This window comes from Methyloceanibacter marginalis, from assembly GCF_001723295.1.
Lineage (GTDB): Bacteria > Pseudomonadota > Alphaproteobacteria > Rhizobiales > Methyloligellaceae > Methyloceanibacter > Methyloceanibacter marginalis.
The window spans coordinates 1-1672 of sequence record NZ_LPWD01000213.1; the positions used below are offsets into that span (position 1 = coordinate 1).

General features: G+C 61.3%; 2 protein-coding genes and 1 pseudogene. All 3 read right to left on the reverse strand.

Annotation, left to right across the window (positions count from 1 at the left end; translation table 11 throughout):
* Positions 1–421 precede the first annotated feature (421 nt).
* Positions 422–709, reverse strand: coding sequence for a DUF1467 family protein (locus AUC71_RS08710; RefSeq protein WP_069623955.1), 288 nt, complete (start codon positions 707–709; stop codon positions 422–424).
* A 6-nt stretch (positions 710–715) separates the two neighbouring features.
* A complete protein-coding gene (mce, locus tag AUC71_RS08715) occupies positions 716–1120 on the reverse strand; it encodes a methylmalonyl-CoA epimerase (protein ID WP_069623956.1) in 405 nt (134 codons plus the stop codon).
* A gap of 86 nt (positions 1121–1206) precedes the next feature.
* Positions 1207–1672 (reverse strand): annotated as a pseudogene (locus tag AUC71_RS19395) (MBL fold metallo-hydrolase); the annotation flags it as partial.

A 1672-nucleotide genomic window follows, 5' to 3' on the forward strand; every position in this document is an offset into this window, starting at 1 on the left:
GCGGCCGCAAATGTTGCCTGGAACTTGGGCAGATTTTCCAACCGCGGACACTGGATAATTGCCTGATTTCGTCTTGCGTTCCTTTGACCGGAAAGTATGACGCATAATTCTGCGGCGACGGGTCACAATGATGGTGACAATTTGGCGCGGCTAGGCTAGTGTCCCCACACAACGTTGGAGCGTTCGGGACCTTTCGATCTCGGGAGTGAAGCGTTGAGAGATTGGACTAGGTCCAAGTCTTGGGAGGAAGTACTCCAGGCGCGCTAATCATGCGAATGCATGGGCGCTGCCGCTTTTTGACCGGCCTCGATGGGTTGCCCGTGACGGCGAACCAGGTCGGTTGAAGAGACAAGGAGTCAAGATACTGAAGCAAGGTCGAGCAGACCTTGCTTTTTTTTCGTCTGCTGTCCGGCGTGCCGGCTTAGCGGCTTTCCTGCACCGCTTCGTAGCGCGGGAAAAACGGAATGTCGTCGATCTTGATCACCTTGTGGACGATGACAGCGTAGACGCCCGCGAAAACGATCGCAGAAACCACTGTTGTCGCGAGCATTTTCGGCAAGAGACGCGGCCGGTGCGGCGCGCTCTCTGCGAACCCGGGCGAACTTTTCTCGCCGGCTTCCTCGGTCGTGCGTACGCCGATGGGCAGCATGGCGAACAGCACGATCCACCAGATGATGAAATAGATGGCGAGCGCAAAGACGAGGCTCATGGCCGCTTAAGCCTCCTCCAGCTCCACAAGCGTTCCGCAGAAGTCCTTGGGATGCAGGAATAAAACGGGCTTGCCGTGGGCGCCGATCTTGGGCTCGCCGCTGCCGAGCACCCGCGCGCCCTCTTTCAGCAATTGGTCGCGCGCCTCTTTGATATCAGGGACTTCGTAGCAGAGATGGTGGATGCCGCCGTTCGGATTGCGCTCCAGGAAGGCGGCGATGGGCGAGCCTTCGCCGAGGACGCCGAGGAGCTCGATCTTGGTGTTCGGAAGCTCGATAAAAACCGTGCTAACCCCATGTTCCGGCTGCTCTTCTTCCGGCGACACGGTGGCGCCCAGGGTGTCGCGATAGACCGCGGTGGCGGCCTTCAGATCGGGCACGGCAATGGCGACATGGTTCAAACGGCCAATCATGAAACTCAGCTCCAGCTCGAAAAATCGTGGGACGAATATCGCCCAATAGTGGCGTCTCGGGTGCGCGATAGCACGCTTATTGCGCGCTATAGCACCGTCGTGAGCACGGTGCACACGGGCTTCTTGCCCCAGGCCTGGTTGATGGCTGCGCGCACTCCGCGGCGCACCGCCTCGGTCACGAGCGCGGGATCCTTGCGCCTCGGACGGGGGATGCTCTCCACGGTGCCGATGGCCGCATCGCGCGCGATCTCCCAGAGCGGGATCCCCTGATTGTCCTCCTCCGGCAGCCCATTCAGGGCGATCTCCGGATCGGCCACGAGCTCGCCCTTGGTGGTGAGGATTAGCGACACCGAGACGATGCCGGCGAAGCTCAGCTTGCGGCGCTCTCGGACCTGCCCCTCGTCGGCGCTCGTCAGAATGATGCCGTCGCGATACAGACGCCCCACTGGCACGTCGTCGATGATCTCGGCCGGCTGCGGCAACAGCCGCACCATGGTGCCGTTGCGCGCGCGGATCACCTGCTTGATGCCGAGATCCTCGGCGAGCTCCGCA